Source organism: Humidesulfovibrio mexicanus (assembly GCF_900188225.1).
Lineage (GTDB): Bacteria > Desulfobacterota > Desulfovibrionia > Desulfovibrionales > Desulfovibrionaceae > Humidesulfovibrio > Humidesulfovibrio mexicanus.
In genome coordinates this window covers 188136-214356 of the sequence record NZ_FZOC01000002.1, presented here as the reverse complement: position 1 = coordinate 214356, position 26221 = coordinate 188136, and the positions used below count along the sequence as shown (strand labels likewise).

The 26221-nt window shown below is 66.1% G+C and carries 25 protein-coding genes; 10 read left to right on the top strand and 15 right to left on the bottom strand.

Translation table 11 applies throughout. From position 1 onward, the window contains the following. Positions 1 to 14: 14 nt before the first annotated feature. From fliD to CHB73_RS04735, 3 genes are all read right to left on the bottom strand, one after another. Positions 15 to 1733 (bottom strand): flagellar filament capping protein FliD, encoded by a 1719-nt coding sequence (fliD, locus tag CHB73_RS04745; RefSeq protein ID WP_089272635.1) that lies wholly within the window; start codon positions 1731 to 1733, stop codon positions 15 to 17. Positions 1734 to 1889: 156 nt separating this feature from the next. Next, positions 1890 to 2792: a flagellin N-terminal helical domain-containing protein gene (locus tag CHB73_RS04740; RefSeq protein WP_089272633.1), complete on the bottom strand. Its 903-nt coding sequence runs from the start codon at positions 2790 to 2792 to the stop codon at positions 1890 to 1892. Between the two features lie 215 nt (positions 2793 to 3007). After that, positions 3008 to 3979 (bottom strand): zinc dependent phospholipase C family protein, encoded by a 972-nt coding sequence (locus CHB73_RS04735; RefSeq protein ID WP_179216900.1) that lies wholly within the window; start codon positions 3977 to 3979, stop codon positions 3008 to 3010. Positions 3980 to 4133: 154 nt separating this feature from the next. Here CHB73_RS04735 and CHB73_RS04730 point away from each other — a divergent pair, with 154 nt between their 5' ends. Genes CHB73_RS04730 through CHB73_RS04715 form a run of 4 tightly spaced genes read left to right on the top strand, consistent with a single transcriptional unit; the run spans position 4134 to position 7807 of the window. Beyond that, on the top strand, positions 4134 to 4655 hold the full coding sequence (locus tag CHB73_RS04730) for a hypothetical protein (RefSeq protein ID WP_179216899.1): 522 nt from the start codon (positions 4134 to 4136) through the stop codon (positions 4653 to 4655). A gap of 42 nt (positions 4656 to 4697) precedes the next feature. Beyond that, positions 4698 to 5450, top strand: a complete 753-nt coding sequence (gene thyX / locus CHB73_RS04725; RefSeq protein ID WP_089272627.1) for an FAD-dependent thymidylate synthase — start codon at positions 4698 to 4700, stop codon at positions 5448 to 5450. Positions 5451 to 5510: 60 nt separating this feature from the next. Then, a complete protein-coding gene (locus CHB73_RS04720) occupies positions 5511 to 6368 on the top strand; it encodes a zinc metalloprotease HtpX (protein WP_089272625.1) in 858 nt (285 codons plus the stop codon). 2 nt (positions 6369 to 6370) lie between these two features. Next, positions 6371 to 7807: a trypsin-like peptidase domain-containing protein gene (locus CHB73_RS04715; RefSeq protein WP_089272623.1), complete on the top strand. Its 1437-nt coding sequence runs from the start codon at positions 6371 to 6373 to the stop codon at positions 7805 to 7807. 73 nt (positions 7808 to 7880) lie between these two features. Here CHB73_RS04715 and CHB73_RS16985 read toward each other — a convergent pair whose 3' ends face one another. The 4 genes from CHB73_RS16985 to CHB73_RS04695 all read right to left on the bottom strand — a co-directional run bounded on the left by CHB73_RS16985 (position 7881) and on the right by CHB73_RS04695 (position 10890). Then, the gene (locus CHB73_RS16985; protein WP_268806903.1) at positions 7881 to 8723 is read right to left on the bottom strand and encodes an EF-hand domain-containing protein; all 843 of its coding nucleotides are present in this window, start codon (positions 8721 to 8723) and stop codon (positions 7881 to 7883) included. A gap of 65 nt (positions 8724 to 8788) precedes the next feature. Further along, positions 8789 to 10060 carry an EAL and HDOD domain-containing protein gene (locus CHB73_RS04705; RefSeq protein ID WP_089272619.1) on the bottom strand — a complete coding sequence of 424 codons (1272 nt, stop codon included), beginning with the start codon at positions 10058 to 10060 and terminating at the stop codon, positions 8789 to 8791. Positions 10061 to 10115: 55 nt separating this feature from the next. Beyond that, on the bottom strand, positions 10116 to 10679 hold the full coding sequence (locus CHB73_RS04700; protein ID WP_089272617.1) for a hypothetical protein: 564 nt from the start codon (positions 10677 to 10679) through the stop codon (positions 10116 to 10118). After that, the gene (locus CHB73_RS04695; protein ID WP_089272615.1) at positions 10672 to 10890 is read right to left on the bottom strand and encodes a DNA-binding protein; all 219 of its coding nucleotides are present in this window, start codon (positions 10888 to 10890) and stop codon (positions 10672 to 10674) included. The genes CHB73_RS04700 and CHB73_RS04695 overlap by 8 nt, the downstream gene beginning before the upstream one ends. Positions 10891 to 11086: 196 nt before the next feature. Between CHB73_RS04695 and CHB73_RS04690 the strand changes: the two genes are divergently transcribed. Beyond that, positions 11087 to 12658 (top strand): hypothetical protein, encoded by a 1572-nt coding sequence (locus tag CHB73_RS04690; RefSeq protein WP_089272613.1) that lies wholly within the window; start codon positions 11087 to 11089, stop codon positions 12656 to 12658. Positions 12659 to 12724: 66 nt separating this feature from the next. Here CHB73_RS04690 and bamE read toward each other — a convergent pair whose 3' ends face one another. The 3 genes from bamE to CHB73_RS04670 form a co-directional block, all read right to left on the bottom strand. Next, positions 12725 to 13264 carry an outer membrane protein assembly factor BamE domain-containing protein gene (gene bamE / locus CHB73_RS04685; RefSeq protein WP_143337312.1) on the bottom strand — a complete coding sequence of 180 codons (540 nt, stop codon included), beginning with the start codon at positions 13262 to 13264 and terminating at the stop codon, positions 12725 to 12727. Between the two features lie 250 nt (positions 13265 to 13514). After that, positions 13515 to 14153 (bottom strand): tlde1 domain-containing protein, encoded by a 639-nt coding sequence (locus tag CHB73_RS04675; protein WP_089272607.1) that lies wholly within the window; start codon positions 14151 to 14153, stop codon positions 13515 to 13517. A gap of 280 nt (positions 14154 to 14433) precedes the next feature. After that, entirely contained in the window at positions 14434 to 15780 is a 1347-nt protein-coding gene (locus CHB73_RS04670) for a TrpB-like pyridoxal phosphate-dependent enzyme (RefSeq protein WP_089272605.1), read from the bottom strand. Between the two features lie 349 nt (positions 15781 to 16129). Between CHB73_RS04670 and icd the strand changes: the two genes are divergently transcribed. Beyond that, the gene (icd, locus tag CHB73_RS04665; protein WP_179216898.1) at positions 16130 to 17284 is read left to right on the top strand and encodes an NADP-dependent isocitrate dehydrogenase; all 1155 of its coding nucleotides are present in this window, start codon (positions 16130 to 16132) and stop codon (positions 17282 to 17284) included. Positions 17285 to 17372: 88 nt separating this feature from the next. Here the strand turns inward: icd and CHB73_RS04660 are convergent, their stop codons facing one another. After that, positions 17373 to 17777 (bottom strand): hypothetical protein, encoded by a 405-nt coding sequence (locus tag CHB73_RS04660; RefSeq protein ID WP_089272604.1) that lies wholly within the window; start codon positions 17775 to 17777, stop codon positions 17373 to 17375. A gap of 236 nt (positions 17778 to 18013) precedes the next feature. On the opposite strand from CHB73_RS04660, the gene CHB73_RS04655 reads away from it, so the two are divergent. The 3 genes from CHB73_RS04655 to CHB73_RS04645 all read left to right on the top strand — a co-directional run bounded on the left by CHB73_RS04655 (position 18014) and on the right by CHB73_RS04645 (position 20956). Next, entirely contained in the window at positions 18014 to 18859 is an 846-nt protein-coding gene (locus CHB73_RS04655; protein WP_179216897.1) for a formate dehydrogenase accessory protein FdhE, read from the top strand. A gap of 52 nt (positions 18860 to 18911) precedes the next feature. Further along, positions 18912 to 20096: a DNA polymerase IV gene (dinB, locus tag CHB73_RS04650; protein ID WP_089273377.1), complete on the top strand. Its 1185-nt coding sequence runs from the start codon at positions 18912 to 18914 to the stop codon at positions 20094 to 20096. Between the two features lie 515 nt (positions 20097 to 20611). Next, positions 20612 to 20956 carry a TraR/DksA family transcriptional regulator gene (locus CHB73_RS04645; RefSeq protein ID WP_089272600.1) on the top strand — a complete coding sequence of 115 codons (345 nt, stop codon included), beginning with the start codon at positions 20612 to 20614 and terminating at the stop codon, positions 20954 to 20956. A gap of 79 nt (positions 20957 to 21035) precedes the next feature. Here CHB73_RS04645 and CHB73_RS04640 read toward each other — a convergent pair whose 3' ends face one another. From CHB73_RS04640 to lon, 4 genes are all read right to left on the bottom strand, one after another. Continuing rightward, a complete protein-coding gene (locus CHB73_RS04640; protein ID WP_089272598.1) occupies positions 21036 to 21314 on the bottom strand; it encodes a helix-hairpin-helix domain-containing protein in 279 nt (92 codons plus the stop codon). Further along, entirely contained in the window at positions 21301 to 22230 is a 930-nt protein-coding gene (gene hemC, locus CHB73_RS04635; RefSeq protein ID WP_179216935.1) for a hydroxymethylbilane synthase, read from the bottom strand. Before hemC ends, CHB73_RS04640 begins: the two co-directional genes overlap by 14 nt. Before the next feature lie 10 nt (positions 22231 to 22240). Next, a complete protein-coding gene (locus CHB73_RS04630; RefSeq protein ID WP_089272594.1) occupies positions 22241 to 22489 on the bottom strand; it encodes an FmdB family zinc ribbon protein in 249 nt (82 codons plus the stop codon). Positions 22490 to 22597: 108 nt separating this feature from the next. Next, entirely contained in the window at positions 22598 to 25195 is a 2598-nt protein-coding gene (gene lon, locus CHB73_RS04625) for an endopeptidase La (protein WP_407656600.1), read from the bottom strand. Between the two features lie 338 nt (positions 25196 to 25533). Between lon and CHB73_RS04620 the strand changes: the two genes are divergently transcribed. Then, positions 25534 to 26220 carry a response regulator transcription factor gene (locus CHB73_RS04620; RefSeq protein ID WP_089272592.1) on the top strand — a complete coding sequence of 229 codons (687 nt, stop codon included), beginning with the start codon at positions 25534 to 25536 and terminating at the stop codon, positions 26218 to 26220. Position 26221 lies beyond the last annotated feature (1 nt).

The window sequence follows — 26221 nt, the reverse complement described above, 5'->3', positions numbered from 1 at the left end:
TCTCCGCCGCCCTCCTAGCTGGAGAGCTGTTCAATAAGGCTGGTGAGCTGGCTCTGCGTGTTGGTCAGCGTGTTCAACAGCGCGTCAAGCCTGGCGTACTGGTCCTTGAGCCGGGACTTCATGGTCGCCAGGCGCTTTTCCTCTCTGGCGATCTTGTCGTCGATGCTGTCCATGATCTCGCCATAGTTCTCCTCCAGAATGGCCAGCGGGCCGCTGGTGGTGTTGGTGAGCTCGGCGAGCTTTTCCGACATTTCCCCGGCCTTGCCGAGCTTCAGCTCCACAGTGCCGGAAAAGGTCGAGCTGGCCGTGTGGTTGTCCAGCTGCACCACCAAGCCCGAGGCAGCGCCGCTAAGCGCCGTCACCCTGTACCCGTCCACGCCCGCGGGCTTGCCGTCGATGGTGGCGCTGGTGATTTTGCCGTCCGCGCCGGTGGTGATCTCCACCTTGTAGCTTCCGGCCTTGGTCTTGCCGTTGATGCGGCTCAAATACGAAAAATCTCCGGACTGGCTCTCGCCCTGGTAATCGGCCGCGAACAGCTCGGCCACGCCGTTGGGGTCTTCGGCAAGGGCCTCGTCCAGGGCGTCCTCGTCAAGAATGAGCATCCCGTAGGTGCTGGAGGATTCGTCCGCGTCGGTGGTGATGCCAATCTGCGAAAGGGCGGAGTACAAATCTCCCGTCTTTGCTTTGCCATCGTACAAGGTGAAGCCCAACCCCAGGTCAGTGATGACGTCCTTGAGCTGGGAACCGATGAGCTGCACGCCGTAGTTGCCGGTCAAGAGCGATCCCGTTGCGGTGCCTGAACTGTCGCTGACTTTGGTCAGCGTCTGGAGGATGCCGCGCACCTCGTTCACTGCGGCGATGAACGTCTCGACGTTCTCCTTGATGGCGTCGGTGTCGGTGGTGACGCCAATGGTGATGCTGGCGTTGGAGTTGGCCTGCTTGAGCGTGAGCGAAACACCGGGAATCACGTCCTCCACGGAATTCGAGTCCCGGGAAATCCAGTTCCCACTGCCCACGGGAAAGCCGTCCACCTTGATGAGGGAACTTTGCGCCTCCTGGGTGTTGACGAAGGAGGACGAACCGAACACCAGCGAACCGGCGTTGGAGACGACGATCTGGTTCCCCGCGCCCTGGTCCATGCCATAGAGTTGCAAGTGGTAGCTGGTGCCGTCGTAGATGGTGGTGGCCCGCACCTTGTCCTTGGTGGCAGCGTTGTTGTTGATGAAGTTCACCAAGGTGGTCAGTGTGCTGCCAGCCCCAATGTCGCTGATGGTATAGCTTTTCCCGGCGTAGCTGAAGGTAAGGCTGGTGTTGGAGGTGGTCACCACGCTGGTGAGCGAGCTGACGCCGGAGGAGGTGGTGAGGATGTCGTTCTGGGCCAGTTGGCCCACGATGACGCTGTGCGCGCCCACCACGGCGTCCGAGGTGGCTGTTGCGGAAACAGCCGTGTCCGAGGTGCTCGTCACGGACTTGGTGAAAAACTCGTCCAGGGTGTCCATGTTGCCGAGGGTGGTCTTGAGGGACAGCAGCTTGGTGTTCAGGTACTGAAAACCCTGGACCTTGTATTCCCAGGTGGTCTTCCAGCTCTCGAACTTCTTGAGGGTGGCGCTTTCCGCCTCGATGAGCCCATCGATGAGGGTGCTGAAGTCCGTCCCGTTACCCAGGCCGGTGACGTTGATGCTGCCTGAGGTGAAGGACGTGGTGGCGCTTGTTGTGCTGGTGGAAGTGGTCACGGACTTGCCCCCTTGGATCGGGAAAAACGTGCCGGATTTGTGTTCTCCACCGTCCTCGTGCAATCCTGGTGCCACAATGAGACGGGCCGCCTTGCGGCGGCCCGTCGAGTCATCCGTGCGCTGTGGCGGGGCTGCCCGCGCCTGCTGCGCTGTCTACTAGCCGCCGATGAGCTGCATGGCCAGCTTGCCGAGGCTGTTGGCCTGCGAGAGCATGGCCACCGCAGACTGCACCTTGATCTGCTGGCGGGTGAACTCGGTCATCTCCGTGGCCACGTCCACGTCGGAGATCTGGGCCTCGGAGGCCTGGGTGTTCTCCGCCTGGATGGACAGGTTGGTGATGGTGTTCTCCAGACGGTTCTGGAGCGCGCCCAGGTTGGCGCGGATCTTGTCCTTGGAGATGATGGCCTTGTCCAGGGCGGCCAGGGAAGCCTGGGCCAGGGCCTGGGTGGAGATGGTGCGGCCGCCGCTGCCCTCTGCCGCGCCAAGGCCAATGCCCATGGCGGAGGCGGTGGCGCTGTTGATGGACACGTAGTAGTAGTCCTCAGCGGAGTCGTTGCCGGAGCCGAAGTGGACCTTCACCGGGCCGGTGCTGGTGAGGCCGTTGCCGTTGTGGGCGGAGTTCTCGCCGGAGAGGTTGCCGTTCAACAGGTGGATGCCGTTGAAGTCGGTGGAGTTGGCGATACGGGTGATTTCCGACGCCATGGCCTGGTACTCGGAGTCGATGATGAGGCGTTGATCCGAGCTGTAGGTGCCGGTGGAGGCCTGCATGGCCAGTTCCTTCATGCGGATGAGCTTCTCGTCGATGACGCCCAGCGCGCCGTCGGCGGTCTGAATCATGGAGATGGCGTCGTTGGCGTTGCGCACGCCCTGGTTCAACGACGAGATCTCCGCGCGCATGATTTCGCGAATGGCCAGACCAGCGGCGTCGTCTGCGGCGCTGTTGATGCGCAGACCCGAAGACAGGCGCTCGGTGGACGTGGACAGCGAACCGTACGAGGACTGGAGATTGCGGGCGACAGTGGCGGCCATCAAATTGTGGTTGATGAAGAGACCCGACATGAGATTTCCTCCTTGAAAGTTTTTTGGCGTCCTTGCCATTCGGTGGCCCTGGCACTGGCGACATCGCCCGCCGGACCAATCCGATTGTTGTTACGACTCCTTCATCGGAGCGCCGGAGGATTTCTTTAGGAGCTTCCCCATTTTTTTTTGCCGAAACCCCATTTTTGTGGGGGAGGCGGCGGTAATGGGGAACGGGTGGGAAGGCAAGGAGAGAATCAATCGCGGGGCGAGGGAACAGAGGCGAAGAACCGGGCCTGGGAGACGGAAACGCCCGGCAGCCCCATGTCCAGCGAGGGTCCGGGCTCCTGGCCCGCAAGCTGGCCGTGAGCCATGAGGCTTTCCGCCTGGGCGGTGCAGAATTGCGCCGTGCGCCGCGCGGCGTGCTCCATGAGCCCGGCCAACGTCCCGGTGGCGACTTCGCCCGTGACCGGGTTGCGCCATTCCAGGCGGCCTTTCACCGCTGCGCGCTGCTCATGCAATTGCGGCGCATAAAACAGCGCGGCGATCTCGCGCAGGCTGTCCGGCAGAATCCCCGAAAGCTCGTGCGCAAGCCGGGCCAGGGTGGGCATTCTGCACAGCGCCTGCATCAGGCAGTAGGTGTCCAGCGCGTCCATGAGGCCCTGTTGCGCCTCGGCTGGCGCGCAACCGGCCAGGGCCGCCAGGGCTCCCGGCGGCACAGCCAGGGCCAGCGGCCCCTCCAGTCCGTTCGCCAGCGCCCGCAGCGACTGTCCCTCCACCGCCTCCGGCCCGCCCGCCGCGACCATGTCCAGCAGGCTCTCCAATGCGCGGTGCCTGCGCACGGCGGCCGTGCGCCTGCGCTCGTCCGGGTCGTAGTAATTGCCGGTGAGAAAATAGACCAGCGGATGCAGCGTGGCATCGGCGAAGATGTGCGAGGCCAAGCCCACGAACATGGCCGTGGGCAAGGGCTGGCTGCGCTTCTCGTGCAGATGTGCGGCCTGCAGGCGCAGAATCTCGAAGCTGTCCTCGCCATGGGAGCCGTGCAGGCGGTGCGGCAAGGCCTTCAGGCCAGCCGGGTGCTGGCCGCGCAGGTAGAAAAGAATATCGTGCCAGACCGCCCCGAACAGCAGCCCGTTCGGGCAGCGTGACAGCGCGGGCGCAAAGGGGCCGTCGGCCAGCAGTTCCCCGGCGCGCCGGGCCACCATCCAGTGCACGATCTCCTTGGGCATGTTCCTCCCCGCGCCGACCGGCGGACGGACCGCTTCCAGGCCGCCGCCAGGATAGCCCGGCTTGTCTGGCCGCGACACCTGGGCTATACCCTGCCCGTGCGGCCGCGGCAACCCGCCCCGGTCCGCCCCAACGCCCAAGCCCAGGGAGAAGGTCGTGACGCAATTCATCCGCAAGGAATTCCACGTCGAAGACGCGGACAAGACCACGGTCATCCGCCAGGACATCCAGGCCTCGCGCCCGGCCATGCCCGGCCAGGACATCCTCTATGTCATCGGACTCACGGGCAGCGGCAAAAGCGCGGTTGTCGCGCACCTGGCAAAGGAACTGGACCGCCCGGCGCACGCCCTGCCGCTTGACGGCGCGGAGGCGGCCCTGGACGCCATTCTCGCCCAAGGCCCCGCCGTGGTGGAGGTGCCGCACAAGCTCCTCGGCCTGGAGGAGCTGCGCACGCGCCTGAACCAGACCGGCCGCGTGCTGTATCTCATGGCCGGGGTGGAGGCCATCGCCGCGCGCCTGGCCGCCGCGCCCCAGGAGGAGCCCGCCCTGCGCGAGCGCCTGGGACGCCAGCGCAGCGCCTACGAACCGTGGTTCATGCAGACCCTGCACCTGCTCGTCATGGCCGACGGCCCGCTTGGGCAGGTCCAGGCCGAGGCCTTGGAGCGCGTGCGTCTGTAGCGCACCGCCCGCCCCACATTCTTGCACGCACCGGAGCCGCCCATGCCCGCCACACAGCTTTCCGTCGAACTGCTCGCCGTGACGCCGAACGCCCTGTCCCTGATCTACGCGGCCTTCCGCCAATGCTACCACGCAGGCTTCGTGGCCGACATGTGGCCCCGGCTCGTTAACGGAGAGGTGGAACGCGAGGTTCAGGCGGATTTTGTGCGCAAGGTGCTGGAGAGCGGACACGACAGCCCCGTGGAGCACGCCAGCTTCACCTTCGCCGTGGCGGGCATCTCGCGGGCCTGCTCGCACCAGATCGTGCGCCACCGCATCGCCTCGTATTCACAACAAAGCCAGCGCTACGTGGACGCCTCGAACATGGACTACGTGCTGCCCCCGGCCATCGCCAAAATTCCGGAGGCGCGGGAACGCTTCGAGGCCTTCATGGCCGAGGTGGGCCATGCCTACCGCGACCTGAAGGACATTCTGGAGGCCCACGGCCGCAAGGAGAAAGCCAAGGAAGACGCCCGCTTCGTGCTGCCCCAGGCGGCGGAAACGCGCATGGTCATCAGCATGAATTGCCGGGCGCTGCTGCATTTCTTCAATCTGCGCTGCTGTATGCGCGCCCAGTGGGAGGTGCGCGCCCTGGCGCAGGCCATGCTGGCCCTGTGCAAGGCCGAACTGCCCGCCATCTTCACCACTGCCGGGGCCAAGTGCGAATCCCTGGGCTACTGCCCGGAGGCACCCCGCTTCGCCTGCGGCCGCTACCCCACCCGCGAGGCCCTGCTGGCCGGGAGCGGCGGCAAATAAGCCCGTATTGACTTGGAGGCCCGAGGTTTTACTCTTTCACGGCAAACCCGGAGGACCCCCATGACAAGCCAGATCAAGACCATTCTGCTCCTGGGCCTGCTCACGGCCCTGATCCTCTTCCTCGGCCAGGCCATGGGCGGCCGCGCTGGACTGGTCATCGCCCTGGGGCTGGCCCTGGTCATGAACTTCGCCAGCTACTGGTGGTCGGACAAGATCGTCCTCTCCATGTACAAGGCGCAGGAACTCTCTCCTGCCGACGGCCCCTGGCTGCACGCCATGGTGGAGGAGCTCTCCCGCAACGCGGGCATCCCCAAGCCGCGCATCTGCCTCATCCCCCAGGACGCGCCCAACGCCTTCGCCACGGGCAGGAACCCGGAAAACGCCGTGGTGGCCGTGACCCAGGGCATCATGCAGATCCTCTCGCCCGAGGAACTGCGCGGCGTGCTGGCCCACGAGCTGGCGCACATCAAGAACCGCGACATCCTCATCCAAAGCGTGGCGGCGGTGCTGGGAGCAGCCATCATGAGCATCGCCCACATGCTCCAATGGGGGGCCATTTTCGGCTTGGGCAGACGCGATGACGACGAGGGCGGCGCAAGCGGCCTGTCCGCAATCGCCCTGGCCATCATCGCGCCCATCGCGGCCATGCTCATCCAGATGGCCATCTCCCGCTCGCGCGAGTATCTGGCCGACGAGACCGGAGCAGCCATTTCCGGCCGCCCGCTGGACCTGGCCAACGCCCTGGGCCGGCTGGACGCGGCCTCGCGCCAGATTCCGCTCAATGGCAGCCCCGTGGCCGAGAACCTGTTCATCGTCAACCCCTTCACCGGGGCGGACATGGCCAACCTCTTCAGCACCCATCCGCCCATCCCGGAGCGCATTGCGCGGCTGCGGGAAATGGCCCGGCGCAGGGGCTAGCCGTGGGCGCCTGGCGGAGCCTGTGCGCCGCGGGCCTTGCCCTGGCCTGCCTTGCGCCCTGCCCGGCCGCGGCCCAGCAGGCCCCGGCATTTTCTGCTGACCAGGCCCCGCAGCCCTCCCAGGACGACCCGCGCCTGACCCCGGTGGTGCGCGTGGTGCGCCAGGCCAGCCCGGCCGTGGTCAGCATCGTCAGCGCCAGGCAGACCAGACCGCCCTTCGAGGCGGAATCGCTGCTGCAACGCTTCTTCGGCGAGGCCGCGTCCCAGGCCCCCAAGGCAAAAACCGCACGCAACCTCGGCTCCGGGGTCGTCATCGATGGCGCCAAAGGCTTTGTGCTCACCAACGCCCACGTCATCGCCGGGGCCACCAGCATCACCGCGCGACTGCAGGACGGCCGCGAGTATTCCGCCGCGCTGCAGGGGGCGGATCAGGACATGGACCTGGCCGTGCTGCGCCTGGAGCTGGAGCCCGGCGCGCCGCCCCTGCCCCAGGCCCGCATGGGCGACTCCGCCAGCCTCATGCCCGGCGAAACCGTGGTGGCCATCGGCAACCCGTACGGGCTCTCGCACACGGTGACCACGGGCGTGGTCTCTGCTCTGGAGCGCAGCGTCAGCACCGGGCAGCAGACCATCGCCGGACTCATCCAGACCGACGCGGCCATAAACCCCGGGAACTCCGGCGGGCCGCTGCTGAACCTCCTGGGCGAGGTGGTGGGCATCAACGCCGCCGTGTTCGCCAAGGGCGGCGGCCTGGGCTTCGCCATCCCCATCAACAAGGCGCGCGACGTGCTGGACGAGCTCATCGCCACGGGCCGGGTGGCGCACATCTGGCTGGGCCTACTGGGGGAGGACATGGGCCCGGACCAAGCGGCGTATTATGCCCTGCCCCGGCCCGGCGGCATGATTGTCACGGACGTATTTCCCGGCACCCCGGCGGAGAAGGCGGGCATTCTGCCCGGCGATGCGCTGCTGGCCCTGGCCGGGCAAAAGGTGCGCAACAAGGCCCAGTTCCTGGCCCTGCTGTTGGGCCGCCCAAAAGGGGAACCCCTGGACGTGCTCCTGAGCCGCGCCGACCGGCAGTTCCAGGCGCGGATGCGGCCCCAGGTCCTGGATCGGCAGGCCGGGCTCGGACTCATGGCCTGGCGCTGGGGCCTCAGCCCGCGCACGGCGGAAAAGCCCGGCATCGCCAGCCCGGCCCCGGTGCTTGGTGGGGCGGCCGCCCTGGCCGAGCCAGGCGTGACCGTGGGAACCGTGCGACCGAACGGCCCGGCAGCGCGCTTGGGCCTCAAGCCGGGCGACGTCATTCTGCGGGTGGGCAGCCGCGGCACCACCACCGAAGCCGACCTGCTGGCGGCCTTCTACCGCTATCAGATGCACAACCAGTTGCTCTTGAGCGTACGACGCGGGGAACAGACGTACACCGTGCGCCTGCGCGTCTGAGGCGGCCGGAGCAGGAACGGGGCGCTGCCGCCTCCAAGCTTCCCTAGATTGCCATGAACGAAACGCTCCTCGCCTAGGTGGCGGGCTCCGCCGTGGCGGGCAGGCCGGGGGCGATGGGCGTGAGGGGCAGATCCATGGGGGCGATGCCGTCCTGCCGCTCGGGACGCTCCGGGGAATCAGCCTGACCGGGGCGCGGCGGCGGAGGCGGCGTGGCCGTGCCCACAAGCTCCGGGCCGGGCGAACTCAAGCCTGCGGCCTCGGCGCGCTTTCTGGCTTCCTCGGCCCTGCGCAGACGCCGGGCCTTGGCCTGGGCCTTCTTCTCCTCCCGACGCTCCTTGGCGCGCTGCACCGCCTGCCGGGCTTCCTCCCTGGAAATAACCCCATCGCGGTTCAGGTCCTTTTCGACGAACTGCTTCTCGCGCCGGGCCAGATACTCCTTCTGGCTCACCTTGCCGTCCTTGTTCTTGTCCAGGGCGGACAGGTACGGCCGGGCCGGGCGCTTGCCTTTGGCCTGCGGCTTCACGGCCTTGCCCTGCGCCTTGCGCCGGGCGTCCCGGGCGGCGCGCTTTTCTTCCAGCTTGGCTTTTGCGGCCCTCGCCTCCTGCGCAGAAATGACCCCGTCGCGGTTGGCGTCGGCCTTGGCGAAGCGCTTTTTGGAGCCCGCCAGGTACTCCTCTCGACTCACGCGGCCATCGTGATTCCGGTCCACGGAGCGCAAAGGGCGCTTGCCCTCGGGCCGTGCCGCCGACTTTCCTGCGGGCTGCTTCCGGGAACCGGCCGCCGTGGCGGCGGGCTTTGCCTGAACCGGCCTGACCACGGGCGCCTTTCGAACAGCGGGTCTGCCCTCGGCTGCTTTGACGGCGGGAGCAGCGCGACGCTGGCCCTCTCCCTCGTGGGGCGGGGCCTCCTGCGCCATGCCGGGCAGAGCCCCAAACAACAGAAACACGCAGGCCAACGCCACGCAACGCGCAAACGCAGACATCAGGAAGCCCCCTTCATGCGCAGCAAGGTCTGAGTCCAGCCGATGGCTTCGGCGTAACAGGAGGCCGAGGCGGCTTGATCCAGCCCGCGAGTGTCGAGAAAACGAAACACATCCTCCCAGTTGCCCAGCTCGATGTCCTCCACCAGGGAAAGCCAGGCCCAGTAGGGGGAGGGTCGGGACAAAAGCGCGTCCTCCACGTCTCGTTCAAGAGGGATGGTCTGCAGCAGCTTGTCCATGGGCTGGGCCAGCAGCACATCGAGCTTGGAGAACAGCCCCAGCAAAAACAGCGTGTCGGCCGGGAACTCGCGCGCGCGCAGCAGTTCGCCCAGGCGTTGCAGGTAGCGGGCGCGCTGCAGGGAGGTGTAGGCGGCCTCCTGCACTTTTGCGGAGGAGTCGAAGTCGGAGATGATGACGGCCAGGAACCACTGCTTGATCTGCTGCTTGCCCAGCAGCGTAAGGGCCTGGCCGATGGACTGGATCTTGGCCCGCAGGGAGAACGCGGCCGAATTGATGAAATTGAGCAGGCGGTAGCTGACGCTCGGGTCCGAGGAGATGATGCGAGTCAGCTCGCGCACGTCGAAGTCGTCGCCGGAGAGGGCGCGCAGCAGGCGCATCTTGGCGATGACCGGGGTGGGCACCTTGCTGCCGGTCATGGTCTCCGGTCGGCTGAAGAAAAAGCCCTGGAACAGCGTGAACCCAAGCTGCTTGGCCAGCTCGTAGGTGGCGCGGTCCTCCACCTTCTCGGCCAGCAGACGGCAGCCGTAGCGGCGCAGGTCCAGGCTCACCTGGCGTAGGCGCTCCGGCGTCATGCCCAGCACGTCCACCTTCACGATGTCCGCCAGGCGGATGATGTCCTCGTAACCGGGCTGGCCCACATAGTCATCCAGCGCGAGCACGTACCCGCTCTGCTTGATCCTGCTCAACGCAGCCATGATTTGCGGGCTGGGGACGATGGTCTCCAGCACCTCCACCACACAAATCTCGCGCGGCAGGGCAAAAACCGTGTCGTCCAGAAGCAGGCGCTGGGGAAAATTGATGAAGGCTTTGCGATTTTTATCCATGCCGCCGAAGGCCAGGGCGAACCCATCGGCGATGACCGAGGCCGTGGCGAGGTCGTCCTCGGCCACATCGGCGGTGCTGGCCTGACCGCTCTTGCGGAACAGCAGTTCGTAGGCCCAAACCTTTTCCTTGGCGTCGAAAATGGGCTGCCGCGCCACAAAGATGGCCTTGCTGGCGAATGTTTCGGGGCTGTCCGGCGCGGACTGGTTCATGTGTGCAGTATCCCCGATTTCCAATCCGTGCGCAAGGTGGGGCGGGGCATTGCGTTCATTGCGCCGGGGACGCCTGCCCCCCGGTCTCGACCGGGGGTTGGGCAGCCGTGGCGTTCTGCTGCTCGCGGCCGCTCATGGCCTTGTACTCCTCCTCAAGGATCTTGGGGACGGGCCGATTCCAGAAGGTCTCCTTGACCTGCTCCTTGGCGTCGAGCTGGGTCTTGGGCGGGCACACCTTGATGGGCCCCTTGGCCGGGCAGTCCGGCGAGGAGTAGTTGGCCACAAGGCAGCGGCCCTCGGCGTCCGGGGCGTAGGGAACCACGCGGCGCATGGGCCGCCAGGTGCGGTCCTGCACGATGACTTGGCCGTCGGGAGTCACGGCGCAAAGCAGTTCGGAATTTTTGGAGGCGTAAAAGACGCTCAGGATGTAGACGCCGGGCTCGATCTTTCCCACATATCCGAACTCGCTCGGTTTTTTGCACAACATGCGCGAAAGCACCTGCGTGCACAAGGCCAGATTCATGCCGTCGTCCGCAGCGGGGGCAGGCGCGGGCAGGGCCAGGACAAGGGCCAAAGCCGGGGCCAGAAGGCGCGCGGCCATGCGGCGCAGGTCATGCATCGGTGGCGTCCTGGGTCAAGAAGGTTTGAAATCCCTCTGGGCTGTCGGTTTCGCACTGGGCCTTGCACCCGGCGCACTGGAAACTGCCGGGCTTGAACCACCACTGGGCGCGGCCGGGATTTTCGCAACGAAAATACGCGTACACCGAGGACGAAACCGTTCCCGTGTACCGCTTGTACCCTTGCTGCCGGATGAAATCGACAAAACGCATCTGCGCCCCTTTGTTGTTCCGGCTCTCACTGTAGCCGCATTGAGCGAAAATGCAAAGCCATGGCAGGGGGCTTCCCGCTGCGGAAACACGCCCCTGCCCCTTGATTTTTCGCCCAAAGAGGCCGAATGGAGAGTGTATTCATAATCAATAGCGCCAACGGAGATGCCCCCCGCCTCCGAGCACGCCAGGAGCACACGTGGACGAATCGCACGAAGCGCCTCCCCCCGGCCAGGGGCTCCCCGCGCCGGGCGCGGGCCGACCGCAATGGTCGGCGAGACTGGACGCCTATATTGGCACCTTGAGGCGGCTCAAAGAAAAAAACGCCCTGCGCGAGGTGCTGGAGCGCGAGCTTCTGCTGACCTTCATCGAAGTCAACAGCGGGGGCATCAGCGAGTATCCCATGCTGCCCACCCAGCAGCAGGGCATCGTCAATCTGCTGTGCCGCCGCTCCGACCACCCGGCGGACACGGTGCTGCGCAAGCTTGCGGGCAACTTTCCGGTGCTGCTGAACCGCCTGGACAAGGAAACCGCCGCGGACGACCAGGCCGCCATGGAGCAAACCACCGCCCTGTTACGCAACACCGAGTCGCTGCTGGTCAAAAGCGTGCAGGGCATGGTCTTCGCCATGGGGCTTACCACCGACAACTTCGAGGAGCTCATCATGCGCCATTTCGGCGCGCCGGGCCTCTCGCAGTTCAACGAGATCCTCAAAGCCAACGAATTCGGGCAGGGATTCTGGAGCGAGTTCGTGGAGCGCTTCATCGCCCGGCACGTGTCCGAGGGCTACGAGCAGCTTACCGCGAACAGCCGCTTCCATCTGTCCAAGGACGGCCAGCAGGTGGTGCTGCGCTATCTTTTCGACGATGTGCTGGCCACCCTGCACGACACCCCCGGCGGCATAGAGCGGACGCGCATCCAGGCCGGTTTCGCCCAGGCCAGCGCCCACACCCCGGAGCGCATGGCCGTGCGCAAGGTGGTGCAGGCCTGCCTGCTCAAGGGCCTGGGCTTCCTGCCGGGCGACATGCTTCTGGAGCATTTGGAAAGCGCGGCGCTCATCGTGTGCATGGATTCCGTGGCCGAAAGCCTGTTCCGGGCCATGCAGGCGCGCGCCGCGGGCCAGCCCCCGCAGGAAAAGCATCCCCTGCCCTTTTTGCTGGAGCAGGCCGTGGCCGTGGCCCTGGGCGCGGTGCTGGTCCTCAGCCAATCGCGCGAGCAGTTCCTGGGCGCGCTGGGCGCGCTGCGCTCCGACGAGCTGGAGGCCGTGCGCGCCCTGGCCCAGGGCCTTTCCATTGATTCCCTGGAACGCGTGCTGTTCTTCCTGCTGGAAAGCGCCTTCGTGGGGCTTTTGCGCGACATGGCGCGCGACGAGGGCGCGAAGGTCACCATCAAGACCGCCGCAATGCGGCGCTCCCCGGTTCCGGCGGTGGAGGCTCTGGCGGCGCGCGGGCTTACGCGCATCCGCAAAAGCCAGATTTGGATGGCCGACCCCACCCGGTCCGACATGCTCCTCTTCAAGACGCGCACCGCGCAGCAACTGGCTTCGCTGATGCAGGTGCTGCAGATGGAGGAGCCGCTCCAGGCGGCCGTGCGCGTCCTGTGGGACAGCGCTCCCATACGGCGCGACTTCCTGGTGGTCATCGATCTTGCCCAGGTGGCCCGCACCACGCAGAATGTAAAGGCCAAGCTTGCTGAATTACTTACCAAATTCGGGGCCATCCAGACGCCGCCGCCGCCGGTGCCCGGGGCCGAACCCGCCGCTGCGGGCTAGGCCCCGACGCCCTTATGTAGGAAACTCAAAACGTCTAAAATCCAGCAAGTTCATGACGAGAAGCGCCTACTTGTTTGTCTTGTTGCTCACGCCCATGTACTCCGGCGACGGGCCTTCCTGGCTGAACTCCTCCACCTCAAAACCGATGACCGTGTTCTTTTCGTACCAGACCACAACCTGTTGCAGCCGTGTGCGGTGGGTCGCGCGGTTTTCTTCCCAGCCCAGCTTGCGATTGAGCACTGGGGTGAGCGGCTCCCACTTCACGCTCTCGATGCCGTCGCGCCAGGAATCCGCCGCCATGGGTTTGCCCAGGATGGCCCGCACCTGTGTGCGGCTCATGCCCAGCCTGATGCCGCTCAACGTGGCCAGCCCGGCATGTACGCGCGGAGTGCGGGCGCACAGGCTCGGCTGGCGAATGAACGCCACGTCCGAGACCACGGCGATGGCGTCCACGAATCCATACACGCCATAGAGCAGAAGCACTGCGGTGCGGTCGCTGGGTGTGGCGGCGGTGTAGCACCAGCCCTCGACCCCGTGCATGTCCTCCAGGCTGGGCTCCGACACCGGAATTTTGCCGAAGAGGCCAGGAATGCGATCTTCCCGCATGGTTTCCGGCTGGATGTAAAGCCCGCCAGCGCCGCGTCCGTCCGTGGAGCCGAAAGGCCCCACCGTCAGATGCCGGGAGTCGATGTCCTTGGGCAGCGGACCCTCCTTGCCCAGCGGCGGGATATTGCGGTCCGGGTTCTGGACCCTCAGGAAGGCCTCCGCTGTGACGGCGATGCCCTTGTTTTCCGCGAAAGCCTCCCCGGCCAGCAGGCCAAGGAGGAGGCTGGCGAAGAGCAGCGGCAGGACAAGCCTAAAGCGTGACGCGCAGGATGGAGCCCACGGGAATCCGCCTGCGCGTTGTTTCCTTCGTGAGGATACAGCCCTGCGAGGCCCTTGGCGACTCTCCATTATGAATCCAGAATCCGTCACGGTTCATCTCCTTGAGGCGTTGCCGGGTTTCCGCATCCGCTGGCTCCAGGCGCAGGATGTGCTGGCCCATGCGCTTCCTGCGTTCATCCTTGCTCGTATCCTCAATCACTTCCGTGACCTTGTAGTTCCCGCGCGGGATGACGCCCCGGTTCTTCTCGTCCTCGAACTCCGGCTTGTCTCTGTAGTCCTCATAGCCGGAATGCCCCTTGTCCATCAGATTCCCGTCAGGGCTGCGCAGCTCCCCGGACTTCTGGCTGTACACCAAATGCGGCTCCTTGGGTGCCGGGGACGGCGGCGGGTATTTGTCCTTCTGCGGCGGCGTCACCTTTCCGCGCACCTCGTTTCCGCCGGAGATGCTGCCGTCTGCGCCCACCGTAAACGCCATGTAGCGCCCGTTTTCCGTGTTGAAGGGCTGCTCATCGCCGCCAGCCCCGGGTTTGGTGCTGATGCTAGCGGCTGCGTGCCTGCCGTCCGCGCTTACACAGGTCGTGATATAGTTTCTCTGGCCTGCTGTTTCCATATCTGACCTCCTTTGGTCTTTCAATGGAGCATAGCATGTCCTTTATACTGCAAACAAAAACGCCCTCTTTGGGCCGGAAATGAACAAAAATTCCCTGTTGACAGGGTTTGGTGACCAGCCCCGGTCGCAAGGAATCGAACAGGGGATGTCTTGCTGGCAACAGGCTGTTCCGATTCGGTTTTGAGCTACCGACAGAAGGACCGGGCCACGATGCAACTAAAAAGGGGGGGGCAAAGCCCCCCCCTTTGAACGTGTGCGCAGCCGCCTCCCGTCCGGTCGGCTACCCCTCCACAGTGGGGCACATCATCAGCGCCTGATCGATGCATTCCTGCGGCAGTTCGTAGTTCTCCAGATTGCCGCGCAGATAGGCGTCGTAGCTGGCCAGATCGAGCATTCCGTGCCCGGAGTACAGGAACACCACGCAGGAGCCGGGCTTGGCGTTCCTGGCCACGTCGATGGCGCTGGCGATGGCGTGGCTGGTCTCCGGCGCGGGCAGGAAGCCCTCGGTTTTGAGGAAGAGCAGCGCGGCCTCGAAGCAATCGTTCTGATAGTAGGCGCGCGCATCGACGAGCCCCTCCTCCATGAGATTCGAGATGATGGGGGCCTCCCCATGGTAGCGCAGGCCCCCCGCGTGAATGGGCGCGGGCATGAAGGCGTGCCCCAGGGTGTGCATCTTCATCAGCGGGGTCAGGCGCGCCATGTCGCCGTAGTCGTAGCGGAAGCTGCCACGGGTCAGGCTCGGGCAGGCCCTGGGCTCGGCGGCGACAAAGGTAATGTCCTCGCCCTTCAGCTTGCGCGGCAGAAACGGCAGCACAAGGCCGCCGAAATTGGACCCTCCCCCCACGCAGCCCACCAGGTAGTCCGGCTTCTCGCCGATCATGGCCAGCTGCTTCTCGGTCTCAAGCCCCACAACGGTCTGGTGCAGCAGCACGTGGTTCAGCACGCTGCCCAGGGTGTACCTGGTGTCGTCGTGGGTGGCCGCGTCCTCCACGGCCTCGCTGATGGCCAGCCCCAAGCTGCCCTTGCAGTCGGGATCCTTGGCCAGCATGGCGCGGCCGGAATTCGTCCGATCCGAGGGCGAGGGGAAGATCTCCCCGCCGTAGCTGTTGATGAGGATCTTGCGGTAGGGCTTCTGCTCGTAGCTCACCTTGACCATGTACACCGTGCACTTCATGTCGAACATGCTGCACGCGAAGGAAAGCGCCGTGCCCCACTGGCCCGCGCCGGTCTCGGTGGAAAGCCGCCGCACGCCTTCCAGCTTGTTGTAGTACACCTGGGGCACGCTGGTGTTGGTCTTGTGCGAACCGGCAGGCGAAACGGACTCATTTTTGTAGTAGATGCGGCACTTGGCGCCGATGGCCTTTTCCAGCTTCAGCGCGCGCACCAGCGGCGTGGGCCGGAACAGGCGATAGATGTCCTGCACGGGCTCCGGAATTTCGATGAGCGGCTCGGAGCTCATTTCCTGCTTGATGAGCTCGCGGGCGAAAATGGGCTCCAGCTTGTCCGGAGTGAGGATTTCCTTGGTCTCCGGGTCGCGTGGGGGGGCCAGCGGGGTGGGCAGGTCGGGCAGGGCGTTGTACCAGGCCTTGGGCATCTCACTCTGGGGAAGGTTGATTCTGGTCTCCATGGTCGATCCTCCTGGGTGATGCGGCCGCGTCGGCGCCGGACCTTTTCCCCTTGCGCCTGTGGCACAAAAAAAGGCCGCGGTCCTGAAGTCCGCGGCCAAGTGTTGTGTCATGCATCCGTCAAGCCGGCGGCTTCATCCCATTTGCCACCAGCGCCACCAGCATAGGCTGTGCGTATTGCTTCCACATTCGTGCATGGTGGGTGCTTACTTCCAGTCCCGCCAATTGTCAACCAGGGGCCCCAAGCCGACACGGGCACTTGCCACAGGGCCGAAGCCCGGCTATCAGGTTCGGCACGCGGGCCGCGCCCATCTCGCCGCGCCGTCCAGCGAATTTTCTTCGGGAGGCATCATGGTGGAGAAGGTTGTCTATTTCATCGAAGGCGACGGCATCGGGCCGGAGGTCTGGGCGGCCGGGCGGCCGGTGCTCGACGCGGCAGTGGCCAAGGCCTACGGCGGCGAAAAGAAGCTGGTGTGGAAGGAACTCCTCGCGGGCGAAAAGGCCCTGCGCGAAACCGGCGAAAACCTGCCGCAGGCCACCCTGGACGCGCTCAAGGGCGCGGAACTGGCCATGAAGGGCCCCCTGGGCACCCCCGTGGGCAAGGGCTTCCGCAGCCTCAACGTGACCCTGCGCCAGATGTTCGACCTTTACGCCTGCATCCGGCCCATCAAGTACTTCCCCGGCATCGAGAGCCCCGTGAAGCACCCGGAGCGCGTGGACATGGTGGTCTTCCGCGAGAACACCGAGGACGTGTACGCGGGCATCGAGTGGGCTGCGGGCACGCCGGAAGCCAGGCGCATTGTGGCCTTCCTGCGCGACGAGATGGGCGCCAAGCTCGACGACCTGGCCGCCATCGGCATCAAGCCCATGACTGAGAAGGGCTGCAAGCGCCTGGCCCGCCGCGCGGTCAAATTCGCCATCGACCAGAAGCGGACCAGCGTGACCCTGGTGCACAAGGGCAACATCATGAAGTACACCGAGGGCGGCTTCCGCGCCTGGGGTTACGAGATGGCCGCGAGCGAGTTCGGCCAGTTCACCATGACCGAGGCCGAGGCCGCCGAGGGCGCGACCAAGCCTGTGGTCATCAAGGACCGCATCGCCGACGCCATGTTCCAGGAGGCCCTCATCCGCCCGGAGAAGTACTCCGTCATCGCCACCACCAACCTGAACGGCGACTACATCTCCGACGCGCTGGCCGCGCAGGTGGGCGGGCTGGGCCTGGCCCCGGGCGTGAACATGAGCGATACCCTGGCCTTTTTCGAGGCCACCCACGGCACCGCTCCCACCATCGCCGGCAAGGACATGGCCAACCCCGGCAGCCTCATCCTCTCCGGCGCCATGCTGCTGGAACACCTGGGCTGGTTTGAGGCCGCGCAGCTGGTGCATGGCGCGGTGGCCGCGGCCATCGGCGCGCGCACGGTCACGGTCGACCTGGCCAGCCAGATCGAGGGCGCAAAGGCCGTGGGCTGCAAGCAGTTCGGCGAAATCCTGCAGGCGAACCTGTAGTCCGCCCCACAAGCCCTGAAAACGACACGACGCCCGCCCTACCCCTCCATGCAAGCGGGGCCGGGCGGGCGTCATCGCGTGCGCAGGGCTAGAGGCTGCCGCGCACCCGCTTCCACATGTCGGCCGGGTTCTCCCCCGCCGCCGCCAGAAGCGCGCGAGCCTGCCCGATAACCAGGCCCGCCTCGGCGCGCAACAAGGCCGCACGGGCCAGGGCGGCTTCACGGTCATCGGCCTTCACCGCATCGCCCACGGCCTTGGCCAGTTCGCTCATGGCGTAGGCCCGCACTGCTCCAGAAATATTGATCAGCGAATGCAGCAAGGTGCGCGCGCCTGCCTGGTCCCCCCCGGCAAGACGCATGTCCAACAGCTCCACCCGCTCGGTGGCCTGCTCCACAAACAGCCCAAGCATCTGCGCAAGCACATCCTCACTTCCGGAAAAAGCCTCCTCAAGGCTCGCCAGATCAATTCCCGCCGCCTTGTCTTCCCCCGACATACTCACCGCCATGTGCACAAAAAGTTGTCCAACTGGATAATCAATACGTGCCCCCCGCCCTTCCCGCAAGGGGAATATGGATTCCCTTCGGTTCAGGATCTGAAATTCTCTTGTGGGGTTGCATCCGCGCGCGCCAGCACGTAGTGTGGGGAGCAAGCGGGCTGCTCCCGCAAATCAAGCCAAGGATCCACGCCATGCATACCGAGTCGCCGCGCCCCGCTCGCCTTTGGGGCGACATGTTCAATTCCATCCGAGTACAAGGCATCCTGCCCGAGGAACTCGTCGTCCTGGTGGAAAAGGTGGTTCCGCTGCTGGCCCAGGCCCGGAGCGAAGCCGTGATCGCCCTGCCCGAAGCCGATGCCTGCGCCAGCGTGGAGGCCATGTTCGCCGGAAGCCCCCTGCTGTTGCGGCAAGATTTCCCCTTTGACGAACCGCAGGCCCTGAAGCTGACCCAGCCCCTGCTCGATCTGCTGGAAAAAACCAGCGGCGAAGCGGCCAAGGCGACGCAAGCGCTGCGCCAGGCCCTGGAATCTGGCCGCCTGGACCTGCCGCAACTATTCCGCGCCTATGCTGCGGGCGACGACGCCCCCTTCACGCCCTGGCGCGACCGCCTGCCCGGCAGCCCGCGGGCGCTGGACTTCCTGGCGACATCGGCCCTGTGGCCGGGCCTGAACACAGCGGCCGAGCTGCTGGCCAAGCGCCTGCCAGAGGGCCTGCCCCACGACCATGGCCACTGTCCGCTGTGCGGCAGCCTGCCCTACATCTCGCTGCTGCGGGGCAAGGAGGGCAAGCGGTTCGGCGTGTGCTCCTTCTGCGGGCATGAATACCGCATCCGGCGCATCGCCTGCGCCTATTGCGACGAGGCCGACCAGAACCGGCTGAAGCTCTTCCAGGTGGCCGAATACCCCGGCCTGCGCGTGGATGTGTGCGAAAGCTGCAAGATGTACATCAAGACCGTGGATGCGCGCGAAGGCGTGGCCGGGGCCATGCCCGCCCTGGACGACATGGCCTCCGTCGCGCTGGACGCCGTGGCCCAGCGGCAGGGGTACAAGCGGCCCACGCTCTCCGCCTGGGGCTTTTAGAACACAAAGCGCCCCCCTTCCCATGCGCCCCGGTCTGTCGTACCAGCAGCCCATGGAACGCGCGGATGCCCAGAGCGCGGAGCGGCGCATCGCCCATGTGGACATGGATGCATTTTTTGCGTCCATAGAACAGCTGGACCACCCCCAATGGCGCGGCAAGCCGCTTGCCGTGGGCGATGGTCCGCGCAGCGTGGTTTCCGCCGCCAGTTACGAAATCCGCGCCTTCGGCGTGCATTCGGCCATGCCCGTGGCCCAGGCGAAAAAGTTGTGCCCGCATGGAGTGTTCGTGCCCGTGCGCATGTGGCGCTACAAGGAAGTCTCGCGCCGCGTGATGGCCGTGCTCCAGGATTTTTCCCCGCTTGTGGAGCAGGCCAGCGTGGACGAGGCGTATCTGGACGCCACGGGCCTGGAACGGCTGTTCGGACCGCCGGAGGAATTCGCGGCCGCCGTGCGCGCAGCAGTGCGTGAAGAAACCGGCCTCACCTGCTCCGTGGGCGTCGCCCCGGTGCGCTTTCTGGCCAAAATCGCCTCCGACTACAACAAGCCCGACGGCCAGACCGTCATCGTCCCAAGGGACGTGCGCGCCTTTCTCGACGCCCTGCCCGTGCGCAAGATCCCCGGCGTGGGCGGCCGCACCCTGGAAATCCTTTCCGGCCTGGGCATCGTGAACGCGGGCGACGTGCTCAAGCATCCGGCGGCGTTCTGGCAAAAGCGCCTGGGCGAGCGGGGCCTGTGGCTTCACACCCTGGCCCAGGGCCGCGACGAGCGCGGCGTCACCCCCTTCACCCCGCCCAAGAGCTCCAGCGCGGAGAACACCTTCGACGCCGACACCCGCGACCTGGCCGTGCTGCGGCGCTGGCTGCTGCTCCAGGCCGACCGCGTGGGCGCGGACCTGCGCGCCCAGGGCGTGCGCGGCCGCACCGTGACCCTCAAGGCCAAGTTCGCGGACTTCACGCAGGTCACGCGTTCGCGCACGCTGGCCGAGGCCATGTGCGACACGCAAACCATCTTCGAGACCGCCGTGGCCCTGCTCGCCGAGCTGAACCCCAGGAAGGACCTGCGGCTCATCGGCGTGGGCGTAAGCCAGTTCGGCGAGCGCCCCAGGCAGCTCTCGCTGCTTGAACCCGCGCCCGAGGCCCGGCCGCGCGGCGGCCTGGACAGCGCAGTGGACGCCGTGCGCGGCCGCTTCGGCAAGGGAGCCATCATGCGGGGCGACCTGTTGCACTTCAAGGATTGAAGCACATTTGCCGAACACACAGCGTTCGCGGGAAGTCGAACGAGAAAGCAGCCTTCGTCCAGGTTCCCGGCGGCCGCTGCGCCCGGTGTCGCCGGGAACAGGCCGGACGGGTTTGCTTTTTTTTCAGAAGCAGGTATGCTGCATCTGCAAAAGACATTTTTGTAGGCACAGGATAGCGATGCGAAACGATCCACACAGCAAAAACGCCCACCCGGCCAGGGGAGCCGTCATGTAGGCGCGTCCATCGACGCAGGCCTCCATGCACGGCCCCGGCTTCCCGCACACGGAACGCCGGGGCTTTTTCATACACCCACAAAACAGGAAACACGGCCATCCCCATGAACGTAGCCACCAGCAGCACCAAACGCCAGGGTTCCGAAGGGACCCTGTTCGCCCTGCCCATGGCCACGGGGGCCGCCATGTAGCGCAAATCGTCACGCGCACGCATCGCGGCCCCGCCCCCCGACACACAGGGAGGCGGGGCTTTTCATTCATACACCCAAAAGGAGGACCACATGACTGCGGAACAACTGTCCAGATTGCGAAGAATCGTCGAGGCCGAGATACGGGACATCCACACCGCCCTAGAGCAATGGCGCGCCTGCAACGGCCTGGACGAAAACGGCCGCGAGCGCGTGGAGGACACGGCCGAACGCGCGCTGCGCCAGGACTGGAAGCACGCCACGGACCGGCGCATGATGGAGCTGCTGCGGCTTCTTGGCCGCATGGAGGAGGAGGACTTCGGCGTATGTCAGGAATGCGGGGAGGACATCCCCTTGCGCAGGCTGGAAATGGTGCCCACCACGACGCTGTGCGCCCGGTGCATGGAACGCCAGGAGCAGGGCTTGGCCGTGGCCTAGCCCCCTGCCCTGAAAAATAAAGCGGGGGCGGCATCATCCGCCCCCGCTCCACACCGGAACATGTTCCGCGCCGCAGGCCTCAATCCTTCCAGTTCCACCACTTGAGCCGTTGCGGCTCCGGGTCCGGGGTTTCGGCGAAGTACACCGCGCAGCGCAAAACGTACACCATGCAGCGGTCCACATGGCATCCGGCCAGTTTCTCCAGCCGGGCGTAAAGCTCCTCCGGGTCGCGGCCGCGCAGGTCGTCCACTCGGCGCAGGCCAAGGCTCCACAGGTCCAGGGCCACGGAAGGCCCCACCCCGGGGATGCGGCGAAAATCCTTGAGCGCCGCCGGATCGGGCGCGTCAGCCCTGGGCATACACCTCGTCGAGGATGGCCTTGCCGCCTGCGGCCAGCACGGCATCGGCCAGCCTGGTCCCGATGCCCCAGGCCTCGTCCACCGGACCGCTGGCCGTAAGGCGAATGGGATTCTCCCCGTTCACGCCCGCAACAAAGCCGGTGAGGGTCACCTGACCGGCCGCATCGAGCGTGCTCCAGGCCGCGATGGGCACCTGGCAGCCGCCGTCCAGCCCGGTGAGGAACCCGCGTTCGGCCGCCACCTGGGCCGCGGTCTCTGGGTGGTTCAAGAAGGCCAGCAACTCGGCAATTTCCGGACGGTCGCGGCGGTACTCTATGCCCAGCGCGCCCTGGGCCACTGCGGGCAGAAAACGCGGCGGGCCGAGGATTTCGACCTTTGGCGCGGTGAGGCCAAGCCGGTTCAGCCCGGCCGTGGCCACCACGATGGCGTCGTATTGGCCCTCCAGCAGCTTGCGCACGCGGGTGTCCAGATTGCCGCGCAAGGATTCGATGTCCAGGTCGGGCCTGAGGGTCTTGAGCTGGGCCTGGCGCCTGAGGCTGCTGGTGCCGACCTTCGCGCCTTGGGGCAGGGCGTCCAGGCCGTCGTAGCGCACGGAAAGCAGCGAATCCGTGGGGGCCTCGCGCACGGGGTTCACGCCCACCACAAGCTCGGGGGGCAGCTCAGTGGGCACGTCCTTCATGCTGTGCACGGCCAAATCGGCGCGGCCGTCCAAAAGCGCCTCCTCGATTTCCTTGACGAAGAGCCCCTTGCCGCCCACTTTGGCCAGCGGCACGTCGAGAATCTTGTCGCCCGTGGTCTTGATCTTGAGCAGCTCCACCGCAAGGCCGGGGTGCCGGGCCTGGAGCAGGGACTTGATGTGCTCGGCCTGCCAGAGGGCGAGCATACTGCCGCGGGTGGCGATGGTGACCGTCTTCATCATGCGCGGCCTAATGGCAGGAGGAGCAGTTGCCGCCGGAACAGCCCGCGCAGCCCCCGCTGGAGGACGAGGTCGAGGCCTTGGCCACGGGGGCGTCGGAATCGGCCGCGCCGCCGCCCATCTTGCCCCGGCAGCAGCTCATGAGCTTCGCCGTGTCGGTGGAGCCGCAGGAGGGGCACACGGCCTGCTCGTCCTGGCTGAAGACCAGTTCCTCGAACTGCTTCTTGCACCTGTTGCACACGTATTCGAATATGGGCATGAGCGGTCTCCTCGCTGCATGGATGACGTTGCGGACCGGGGGCCGGAAGGGCGTCTACCTAGCGCACTTCGCGCCAGCTGGCAACGCCGCCCCGGCCCGCAGCCGGGACTATTTGCCTTTCTTCGCGGGCTTCCTGGCGGCGGGCTTCTTGGCGGCGGGCTTGGCCGCCTTCCCTGTCGCCGGTTTGGCCGCCTTCACGGCCCCTGCCTTGGCCGGGGCTTCCAGCTGCTCCCGCTGCTGCGGGGCCGATGCGCTTCCAGCCGCCTTCGCCGTCGGCTTGGCCGCTGGTTTGGCTGAGGCCTTGGCCAGGGGCCACACCTCGTCCACCCGCTCCACGAACTTGATGGCGATCTTGGCCCGCAGGTCCTCGGGGATGTCCTGCAGATCCTTCTTGTTCTGGCTGGGCATGATGACGCGCGTCATGCCCTGGGCCACGGCGGCGAGGATCTTCTCCTTGATGCCGCCCACGGGCAGCACGCGGCCGCGCAAGGATATCTCGCCGGTCATGCAGGTGTCGGCGCTGACAGCCTTGCCGGTAAGGGCGGAGATGAGCGCGGTGACCAGGGTCACGCCCGCGCTCGGGCCGTCCTTGGGCGTGGCCCCGGCGGGCACGTGGATGTGGATGTCGCGCTTCTCGTGGAAGTCCGCCGGAATGCCGTACAAATCGGCCTTGGCCCGGGCGATGGACACCGCCGCCTGGGCGCTCTCCTTCATCACGTCGCCCAGCTTGCCCGTAAGGATGAGCTTGCCCGTTCCGGGCATGGTGGTCACCTCAACGTGCAGAATCTCCCCGCCGTAGGGCGTCCACGCCAGGCCGGTGACCACGCCGGGAGGCAGGATCGTCTCTTTTTCGTCCTCCAGGAAGTGCGGCACGCCGAGCAGCTTGTGCAGGTTCTTCTCGCCCACGGTGAAGGGGCCCTTTTCGCCTTCGGCCTTCTTGCGCGCCAGCTTGCGGCACACGCTCCCGATCTCGCGCTCCAGGTTGCGCAGGCCGGCCTCGCGCGTGTACTCGCGCACGATCTTGGCCAGGATCTCGTCGCCCATCCGGACCTCGGATTCCTTGAGGCCGTTGTCCTTGGCTTGCCTGGGCAGCACGAAGCGCCTGGCGATCTTGACCTTCTCCTGCTCGGTGTAGCCGGGAATGCGGATGACCTCCATGCGGTCGAGCAGCGGGCCGGGAATGGTGTCCAGCGTGTTGGCCGTGCAGATGAACATGACGCTCGACAGGTCGAAGGGCACGTTCAGGTAATGGTCGGTGAAGCTGAAGTTCTGCTCCGGGTCCAGCACCTCTAGGAGGGCCGAGGACGGGTCGCCCCGGAAGTCCGTGCCGAGCTTGTCCACCTCGTCGAGCATGATGACGGGGTTTCTGGTGCCGCAGCCCTTGATGCCCTGGATGATGCGGCCGGGCATGGCCCCGATGTAGGTGCGACGGTGGCCGCGAATCTCGGCCTCGTCGCGCATTCCGCCCAGGGACAGGCGGTGGAACTTGCGTCCCAGGCTGCGGGCGATGGAGCGCCCCAGGCTGGTCTTGCCCACGCCCGGAGGCCCCACGAAGCAGAGGATCGGCCCCTTCATCTTGGGATTCAGCTGGCGCACGGAGAGATATTCGAGGATGCGCTCCTTGACCTTTTCCAGGTCGAAGTGGTCCTCGTCCAGAATCTCCTTGGCGGCCTTGACATCGAGCCGGTCCTTGGACTGCTTCTTCCAGGGCAGCTCGGTCATCCAGTCCAGATAGGTGCGGATGACCGTGGCCTCGGAGGAGTCCGGATGCATGGACTCGAGGCGGCCCATCTGCTTGAGCGCCTCCTTCTTGACATCCTTGGGCATTCCGGCCTTGTCGATGGCTTTCCTGAGGTTCTCGATCTCCTCGTCCTCGCCGCCCTCGTCGCCCAGCTCGCGCTTGATGGCCTTCATCTGCTCGCGCAGGAAGAAATCGCGCTGGGCCTTGTCCATGCCCTCGCGCGCCATGGACTGGATCTTGTTCTGCATGGAGGCCACCTCGGCCTCCTTGACCAGTTGCCCGTTGACCAGGCGCAGCCGCTCCACGGGGTCCTCGCACTCCAATATGGCCTGGGCGTCGGCCACCTTCATGCGCAGGTTCGAGGCGATGAGGTCGGCCAGCCTGCCCGGCTCGGACACGGAATTCAGCACGCCCATGATGTCCGCCGGGGAAATGCCGCGCAGGGTGAGAATCTTCTCGGAAAGCTCGCGGGAGGAGCGCAACAGCGCCTCCTGCTCCGGGGTCAGCTCCCTGGGTTCGCTCTCGGAGAGGGCCTCCACCTCGGCCAGGTGGAAAGGCTCGTCGGACACGAAACGCTTGACGCGCGCGCGGGACAGCCCCTGCACCAGCACCTTCAGCCGCCCGTCAGGCATTTTGAGCATCCGCATGATCATGCCCACGGTGCCCACCTGGTACATGTCGTCCGGGCCGGGGTTGTCCACGGTCTCGTCCTTCTGGGAAAGGATGAGGATGTAGCGGTCGCCGGACAGGGCCGCATCCACGGCCTTCACGCTCTTTTCCCTGCCCACGAACAGCGGCAGAATCATGTAGTTGAACACCACGATGTCGCGCACCGGGAGCACGGGCATCACGCCCGGAATCTCCGGACGCGGGGCCTCGCCTTCACTGCCGGAGGGGCCGCCCACGGGAATTCCCCCGTCGGTCTGGTCTGTGGCGAACTGTTTGCGCTGCGTATTTTCGTTCATATGGATTCCAGTGGCCTCCTGGGCCATGCGCCGCGCCGCGCTGGGCACGTCGGCGCGGCGGCGCAGGCGAACCGGTTTGGTGGGGGCCTTCTTTTTCTTCAAGCACGCTCTCCTTGCCGGTATGGCGCACCGCAGGACCACAGTCCTTTGGTGTCAATCCCATCTATTCTAATGCAGCTTCCGCGCGTGGCAAGAGCGGCGCAAGGGGAAAAATGCCTCCTTCGGCTGCTTTACGCCTGTCGCGCAACCTTTGCCCGCCCGTCACCCAAGGGTAACAAACCAGCCGCGCCAAGGGGCTAGGGTCGCCGAAACCACAGCACGAGCAAGGAGTACAGGCCATGGAGCAGCGGCGCATCATGGTGGTTGAGGACCACGCCCAGACACGGGAGCTTCTGCAATACAACCTGCAGGCCGCAGGCTACGAGGTGCGCACCGCCGCAGGAGGCGAGCAGGGGCTGGAGGCCATGAGCCGCTGGCGGCCGGACCTCGTGCTGCTGGACATCATGATGCCCGACCTGGACGGCCTTGAGGTGTGCCGCAGGCTCAAGCGCATCTCCGCGCTGCGCACGGTGCCGGTGATCATGCTCACCGCGCGCGGAGACGAGGTGGACCGGGTGGTGGGCCTGGAGCTGGGGGCCGAGGATTACGTGGTCAAGCCCTTCAGCCCGCGCGAGCTGCTCCTGCGCATCAAGAACGCCCTGCGCCGGAGCGGGGCCGACGCTGTGGCCGCCGACGAGGTTTGGCGGTACGAGGGGCTGGTGGTGAACTTCGCCGCGCACGAGATGGACGTGGACGGCGAGAAGCGCCAGCTCACCGCCACCGAACACCGGCTGCTCAAGGAGCTGGTGCAGGCGCGCGGCCGCGTGCTCTCCCGCGACCGCCTGCTGGACACCGTGTGGAACACCGATTTCGAAGGGGCGTCGCGCACGGTGGACACCCACATGCGCCGCCTGCGCGCCAAGCTCGACGCCTACGCCGACTGCATCGAGACGGTGCGCGGCGTGGGCTACCGCCTGCGCGGCTGAA